General features: G+C 46.0%; 7 protein-coding genes. 6 read left to right on the forward strand and 1 reads right to left on the reverse strand.

Annotated features, from left to right (window positions below):
• Positions 1 to 239: formylglycine-generating enzyme family protein (locus B3N33_RS01095; protein WP_292591886.1), on the forward strand; the 239-nt coding region annotated here is incomplete at its 5' end.
• Between the two features lie 437 nt (positions 240 to 676).
• A complete protein-coding gene (locus B3N33_RS01100) occupies positions 677 to 1429 on the forward strand; it encodes a hypothetical protein (RefSeq protein ID WP_214060971.1) in 753 nt (250 codons plus the stop codon).
• Between the two features lie 253 nt (positions 1430 to 1682).
• On the opposite strand, the gene B3N33_RS01105 is transcribed toward B3N33_RS01100, so the two are convergent.
• The gene (locus B3N33_RS01105; protein ID WP_292589597.1) at positions 1683 to 3050 is read right to left on the reverse strand and encodes an ATP-binding protein; all 1368 of its coding nucleotides are present in this window, start codon (positions 3048 to 3050) and stop codon (positions 1683 to 1685) included.
• 901 nt (positions 3051 to 3951) lie between these two features.
• Here B3N33_RS01105 and B3N33_RS01110 point away from each other — a divergent pair.
• The 4 genes from B3N33_RS01110 (at position 3952) to B3N33_RS01125 (ending at position 7228) form a co-directional block, all read left to right on the forward strand.
• Positions 3952 to 4467 (forward strand): formylglycine-generating enzyme family protein, encoded by a 516-nt coding sequence (locus B3N33_RS01110; protein ID WP_292589600.1) that lies wholly within the window; start codon positions 3952 to 3954, stop codon positions 4465 to 4467.
• A 10-nt stretch (positions 4468 to 4477) separates the two neighbouring features.
• Positions 4478 to 4639: an SUMF1/EgtB/PvdO family nonheme iron enzyme gene (locus tag B3N33_RS01115; protein WP_292591888.1), complete on the forward strand. Its 162-nt coding sequence runs from the start codon at positions 4478 to 4480 to the stop codon at positions 4637 to 4639.
• Positions 4640 to 5010: 371 nt separating this feature from the next.
• Entirely contained in the window at positions 5011 to 5202 is a 192-nt protein-coding gene (locus tag B3N33_RS01120) for a hypothetical protein (protein WP_292591890.1), read from the forward strand.
• A gap of 172 nt (positions 5203 to 5374) precedes the next feature.
• On the forward strand, positions 5375 to 7228 hold the full coding sequence (locus B3N33_RS01125) for an InlB B-repeat-containing protein (RefSeq protein ID WP_214060009.1): 1854 nt from the start codon (positions 5375 to 5377) through the stop codon (positions 7226 to 7228).
• The last annotated feature ends 394 nt before the right edge of the window (positions 7229 to 7622 follow it).

Here is a 7622-nt window from a genome sequence, read left to right on the forward strand (position 1 = left end):
ACGTCTGGGAGTGGTGCTCCGATTGGTACGAGGAAGACTATTACAGGTACAGCCCCAATGTGAACCCGTACAATGCGGAAGGCGACTGCGAACGGGTCATGAGGGGCGGAAGCGTAGGTCTCAGCGAGACTTTCGCCCGGGTAACACATCGGGATTATCTGGAGCCCTCTTCTGCTGGCGACGCCGTAGGCTTCCGCATCTGCAGAACGGCCCCGAATGAACTGCAGGACTATATATGAGACAGTCAGGACATCCCTAACTGTGTCTGGTATTTAAGAATATCCTCTTCTGGCCCGAAGGTCTTAGTGAAGGGGAAATACAACATGACAAAAACACTACTCAATTCTTGTTTGACAGAACGCGCTCATAGAAAGGAGGAATCATATCTGGAGTGAATTTGTTTCTTTCGGAAAACAGCAGGCCTACTACTGAAATGAATCTGCATCGCGCCGCACAAAATAGAATTTTCCCCTGAAATCACCGATTCTCAAACTACCTGCTGAAAACACGTGAGAGTGTGTTATCTTCGGGAACCAAACAACTGGAGGGATCGAATTATGACTGGTGCTGATACGCTTGTGTATAACGGCATAAGAAAACGATAAACAGATTCAGAGAGAATCCTTTCTTTTACTTCACAGAGTCGGACATCCATGCTTCTCTTCACAAAGATATCATGGAGGGAGGCAGCATAGAGCTTGTTCACAGGGAAGAAGGGATAGCTGTTTCCCTTGTTCATCTAGAATATCCTACAAATTTCAGATATGAAAAACGCAAACTTCTTGAGGGATATGGCAATGATGTGTCGATTACATCGATCGACAATGAAGCTAAATACGGTGATAGAGGCAACTTCGATCTCGTTGTTCTAAACAAAGAATTCATCTGTTCTGTATTCGAGACACTTCATGATGGCGAAAATCCACAAGATGCTAACCTCGAAACGATTCTGAAGCATGTGATAAACAAAGACGCCTCGCTTTCGATAGAAAGGAAGCATAAAGATGATTTGACGTATAAGAAAGAAGTGCAGTATGCCATTGAGGTTAAGTTCATACATCCCTTCAATGCGAGAAACATAAATATGTTCGAAGAGGTGATCACAGACAATGAGAAACTAAGATTGGCCACCGAACACTTTGATGGTTTCGTCAAAGCCGTGAACCTTGTTTTCTGTAGCTCACAGGAGAAAGTCAGATCCGATCGTGCAAAAACTGTGATTAAGAGAATAAAGGAATACATCGAAACTGGGAGTATCGTACACGAGAACATACAGTATAAGGTTCCTGAGGCCGTACTTAATGTATTCATCGATTCTCATCTGGATGAGTCGAGAAAAAACACCGACAAACCCATTTCCTGGCCAGCCAAAGGCAGCACGAATTTCGGAGATTGGAGAAATGAACTGATAAATACGATAATAAGGTAATTATCTGTTCAAGATTTCTCTCTGTGACGCTTTCTCGCCTTTTACAACGAGGGAAAACATGAACGTTGTCTTTTGGAGAGCACTGGACAAAATCGGTGAGTAGCCCAGGGGGNNGCTCTTGGTCAGGATCTGGTCTTTGATCTTATCGGAGGACGGGTCCATGATCTGGGATGAAGGACCAAGGACGGCTCTTCACTCGACGATGATTATGCCTGACGGGTTCTTCGAAAAGCGTCTGCGTATCACAGGTTCTTCAGACTACTCTTTGGTCACCGTGAAGGAGAATGAGAGATCGATCGGACTTAGCCTCGTCAACTAGAGCTTTGGTGAAGCCAGATCTGCTGAAGATAGCGTACTCCTTCTCTTTGAATTCATCCCATCGCGGCAGATTTCCCCTTTCACGCAATGCTGCAAGAATATCAGTGCCGACGGGCCTTTCACTCCACTTGACTTCTCCCAATAATATTCGTCTCTCTTCTCTGTTCATGCCCACCAGATCGATTTCAGCGTTTCTATCCCACCAGCGACCGATTTCGAAGTAATTCGTTCCGCTAATCCACATGACAACACTGCGCGCGAAATCCTCATATGTGATCGAGAAGAACTGGTTTTCGGTATCTTTCAGGATGCTCAACAGTCTTTCCTTCTGATCGGTGAGTATGAGATCTTTGTAATAGAAAACATAACGGAAGTAGAATCTGAAGAAGTTGTCTGCTATTCTGTATAGTCCCTTCTTGCTTTTAAGCGGATCTTCACCCACTGGTACTTCTTTCTCGACTATGCCAAGAAGATTTAGAATGGAGATATATTTCATGATGCTACTTTTGTCGATACCGGTTTCGTTTATTATCTCGCCCAGTTTTCTCTTTCCGAGCGAGATTGCCCTCAAAATGGCGAAGTAGTTTCTCGGTTCTCTGAGCTCCTCATTCAGAAGAAACTCGGCTTCGGCAAACAACACCTCGTTCTGGTTGTATATCTTCTCCATGACATTTCCGTAGTAGTCAAGATCGCTGTCAAACTGCTCAAGATAGAACGGTACTCCACCAAGAGTGCCCCATATCTTGAGCAGGTCATCGAAATTGTATTTCTTCTCGAAGAAGTCGCCGATTTCATTGAAGGGAAACTGGTTTAGAAGAAGCTGTCCAGTTCGCCTGCCGTATAGAGGGCTCTTATAGCTCAAGACACTGTTCTCCATTACGGAGACGCTCGAACCCGTTAGAATGAGAAAGACATTCGAGTTTGACAAGTATTCGTCCCAGCCCTTTTGAAAAGACGAGATAATGCCCGGTTCTCTTTCTATAAGGTAAGGAAACTCATCTATCACGAGTATGTATCGATCGTGCTTGGAGGCAAGGTACTTGAACAGCATCTCCCAGTTGGAGAATCCGGCTATTATGTCTTCGTCGAAGAATTCAATAACCTTCTCAGAGAGCTTCTTCAGCTGAAGATTCTCCGGGAGTTTCTCCGCAAGGTAATAGATCCCCCGCTTCTTCCTCAAGAATTCCTTAGTGAGTTCTGTCTTTCCGACTCTCCTTCTACCGTATAGAATAAGCAGTTCCGGTTTTCCCCTTTCGAATCTCTCCTCGAGATAGGCTAATTCCCTCTTTCTGCCAACAAACACAATAATCACCTACTTGTTATACTTTACAGTATTATACTATATAGTATATTTATTGATCGATCATCTTCATCTCTCTCTTTTATTGCGGATAATTGCTTCAGTATCGTTTCAGGACATTTCGGGGATTTGAAAAAGGAAAAGAGTTGATTTCTCGATAAACATAAGGGCTGGAGGCCTGTTCTAGAGCTCAATGATCGCAAAAATGGGACTCGATTTTCAAAGCCGTTGTTAGTGGTTGGTCAGGAGCAAAGAATAAGAGCTTGACCGAGTTCATCAAGAAGCATACGAGATTCACTGATCAGAACACTCGCTTTGTCAGCTGACTGGATCCTCAAATAAACAGGGTCAGACTAGATAATTCTCATCCGGGCAACATCTTTCTCAGTACTGGAAACGATAGTCTGCTCTTCTTTGCAGACAGTATCTTGCGAAATGACGCGATAAATCGTGTCTACCTTTTGATCACGAACTGGATGTTGGATTTTGACCTTTAAATAACAGTGGATATTGTATTTAGATAAAGATAGTCATTTGAAGAACATGCTTTCATTAGCCGACAGTGCGACGCCGACATCGAAAGCACTGCCGCGCCTTATGATACCTCTGCGAGAGCTTGAGTGGAGGAATGATTATAGAAGGCTGCCGCAAATAATCAGGTGCAATCGCCAGAAACATTCATCGTCGGGAACTGACTGGGCGGAGTTTAACTTTGTATAGGACGTAAAGGTGCTATATTAGTAAACGAGCGCATTGCACTATATGTTGCATGTTACCTTGGTCTTGCCGTGCTACTTCGAGTGCAGAGCCTCACTCATGGAGGTGGGGAATGAAGAGAACGGTGCTTTTTACACTCTGAGTTTTGTCTCTGTCGGTTCTTACGCTTGCAAGAAGCGGAGAATTCGTGCTGGCTCAGAAGGGCAGTTTCACGATGGGCGATACCTCGGGAGATGGATATAGTGAAGAAAAACCAACCCATGAGATCACGCTTACGTACAGCTTCCAAATAGGCAAGTATGAAGTGACTTTCGACGAGTACGATGCTTTCTGTGAGGCTACCGGAAGAAGCAAACCCGGCGACGAAGGCTGGGGAAGGGGAACCAGACCAGTAATCAATGTAAGCTGGAACGATGCTATAGATTACTGCAACTGGCTTAGCGAGAAGGAGAAGCTTCCGAAGGCGTATGACAATGACGGCAACTTACTGGATAAGGATGGAAAAGTGACGCCTGATCCGTCAAAGGTAGTCGGATACAGACTGCCGACTGAAGCTGAATGGGAGTATGCTGCAAGAGGCGGGAACAAGAGCAAGGGATACAAGTATTCCGGGAGTGACAATGTAGATTACGTAGCCTGGTATTGGGAAAACTCTGAAGGGCATACTCACGATGTTGGAACTACTCCAACCCAACGAGCCTAGTATCTATGATATGTCTGGCAATGTTTGGGAGTGGTGCAGCGACTCGTTTGGAGAATACTCCAGCTCTGCACAGACGGATCCGTATGGCAACGGCGAACCATGTTTCAGAGCGATCAGCGGGTCCTTGCTCTTAAGGCGTACAGCGGATCTTNNGAGCGAGAAGACGCTTTGAGTCTGAGATGAAGCTTCGCTTCGAGAAAAACCCTATTCGAGACTACGAAGAACAAGGAGAAAAAGCAGATCCAATAGCATCACCAGGGTGGGTATTGAGTGTAGGGTCTGGGGTTTGGCGGAAAGAACCGACTGACTCATTCACAATTATCTGATGCTACTCAGAACGAGTAGCTGGCGACGCGTCTTACCTTTGAAGCATGACCTTAACTTTACTCACTTTGTCATCCTCACTTGATCTTGGTCACAATCTGGGCTGCGGGTCTTGACGAATGACGGGTTACCAATTACCAACAACGGACAACTATTTCTTCTGCTTGCAACTGACAACGTGGAACTTGGATCTGCTTCTTTCCGATGGACGGCGGACCGTTGACGGGCAACGTTGTTTTGAGCAGCGCTCAGCGAGTCTTCGTTCTTAAGGCGTACAGCGGATCTTCGGTGGACGACGGATCGATGACGGTTGACCTGAGAGGCTTCGTGCGAAGCAGCATCACTTTCCCGGATGTTTCTCCGGGCATCACTTCCGCCGGCGATCTTTCGGCGCATCACTTCCCGACGTAGTCGGCCTCGCCTCCTAGTGAAGCCAGCATTGCGTTCACTCTCTTTCCACTGCTCCTATTCATGGGTCAACGATGTATAATTCCGTTATCAAGCAGTCATTTGCTGTGTCTTGCATTCTTCTGAGGTCGATTGATTCTTATTAAGCACTCACTAATACGAAGGGGGTGCTACAATGCGTAGAGCGTTTTTCGTTCTGATTATCCTGTCTGTGGCAATGATCTTTCTTACGAGTTGTCCAAGCGTAAAATACTCTCTTACAGTTCAGATAGGCGGCAGTGGAACTACAGATCCAACTGCAGGAGTTCACGAATTTACGAAGAACCAAATCGTTACTGTGAAAGCATATCCGGATAACGGTTGGGAGTTTGAATCCTGGGAAGGCGAAGTAGCGTCGCCCGACTCAACGACAACAGCAGTCACGATGGACAAAAGCAAGACAATCAAAGCAGTATTCGTTCAAGATCAAGTAGCAAGCATAATTGACAAATTGAATCCTTACAACCCGCTTTCATTCCGTTATGGCGAAGAACTCATACCTCTTGTGAACAGCAAGATTCAGAAATTCCTGGCTCTTTTGGAAAGCAGTGACCCACTGGAACGCTGGGCCGCAGCTTACGCCTTTCAACGAAATCTTCTGGATGAATCCACTCTTGACAGTCTAGAAGAATACCTTCAAGATGACAACAAGACTATCAGGGCACTTATTGCAGTAGCATTCTTACTGAATGGAGATGACTCAGGAAAGCCTGTACTGGAGAGTTTACTGACTGAAGACACACCCATGATGTACAGCGTACCACCGGTACTGCTTTCAGATTTTGCTGAAACCATACTCAATGCCTATTATCCCGCCGAGTATCCATTAGCAAGCTTCTTTCCTCAGACAACGTCCGTCTCTGGCGGACCCTGCGACTACACTGTCACGGTAACCATTGTTTTCCATGGTGAAGGCGCCTCAGAGACTCAGGTCGAGTCATGGGAGACTGACGCTGAAGCCATCTGGAATGGACCGAGCGGTTCTCGAGAATGGGGTGACGGCTGCTGCACAGTAACGTTCGACTTTGACTTCTCGGTTCTTGCTGAAAGTGCAGAACCACCTGATGACGCCCATGTTGTGGAAGTCAAGAAGGTCAAAGGAAGCCACACTTCGTGGGTAGCTACTCCACTGCCGACTCCAGGATCGACTGAAACAACCACGGGTGAATGGGACAATCTGGATACTGGACCTGTCATCGCCCATGAAGTTGGCCATATGATGGGTCTAGACGATGAATACCACACAGATGACGAAGGAAATTATGTAAACGACAACCCTCAACCCGCGGGCAGTCCGCCAAGCATAATGGCGCAGACCTGGGGTGGAGCACAACCCCTGACTGAACATCTGGATGCGATAATGGAGGCCGCTGGCATCGAGTGCGACTGCGATTACACCCTCACTGTTGAGCCCTCTCATGACATCAACATAGCTCCCGGATCGCATACCGTAACTGTCACAGTAACGCGAAAGGACGGAACGCCGGCAAAGAACTGTGATCTGGAGCTAAACATAACAGGACTCCATCCCAAGACAGATGTTAAACTGAAAACAGATGACACTGGAAAAACCGGCTACACGTACCAGTGTGTCGTGAAGGGGCATACTGGCATAGATTCCATAGACGTGACAGGAAAATGCGGCGCGATTGGCAATGCAATCAAAGAGTGGATCGCATTGTGGGACCTCTTCCCATTCGGTATCGATCCTTATGACGGCCAGAAGGATTATCCATATTCGATGCCGCTGCTAATCGTCTATGGAATCGAGCCGACTGAAGCTCTCGAAGCGGAGAATTTGGCGTTCAACGTTTCGGTATTTATGGGACCGGATACGATCTTCTCAACACAGACATCGCAAACCACGATCGATACGGGCCTTCATCTCGAGCCCGGAAGCGACTTCTTGATTGAGATTGTCCCCGTTGCCCTTCCAGATGCCGAAGGAACGCCAACAACGATTGAATTCTCAACTGCTCCGATTGATTAATCAAGAGGCGCGTGTTTGAGAAATTATTTAACCTGTCAGCAACAGCTAGACCGGTTGACTTTAACGAATTCTCATGATAGAATTAATAATGAAGACGCTTTCGGAGCGTCTTTTTTCTTGACTTTATCACTTTAACTCATAAAACAGAGAAGATAGCGACTCAAACCCGCATGGTTTCGTAGGCGCTATTTTTTTGTCTATATTTTTTAGTGGTAACTAATGATAAGTTGGATTTAAGTAATGATTATACAATTACTTGCTTTTGGAAGGTATTCTATGGTATTAGGTAGTCATGTTTATAAAACCTACGAAGTCTAAGAACTTTACGTATGCTCAGTTAGTTGAATCTTACCGTGACGAAGAAGGAAAGAATCGTCACAGGGTTATCTTTAAC

It is taken from the genome of Mesotoga sp. UBA5825 (genome assembly GCF_002432955.1).
GTDB lineage: Bacteria > Thermotogota > Thermotogae > Petrotogales > Kosmotogaceae > Mesotoga.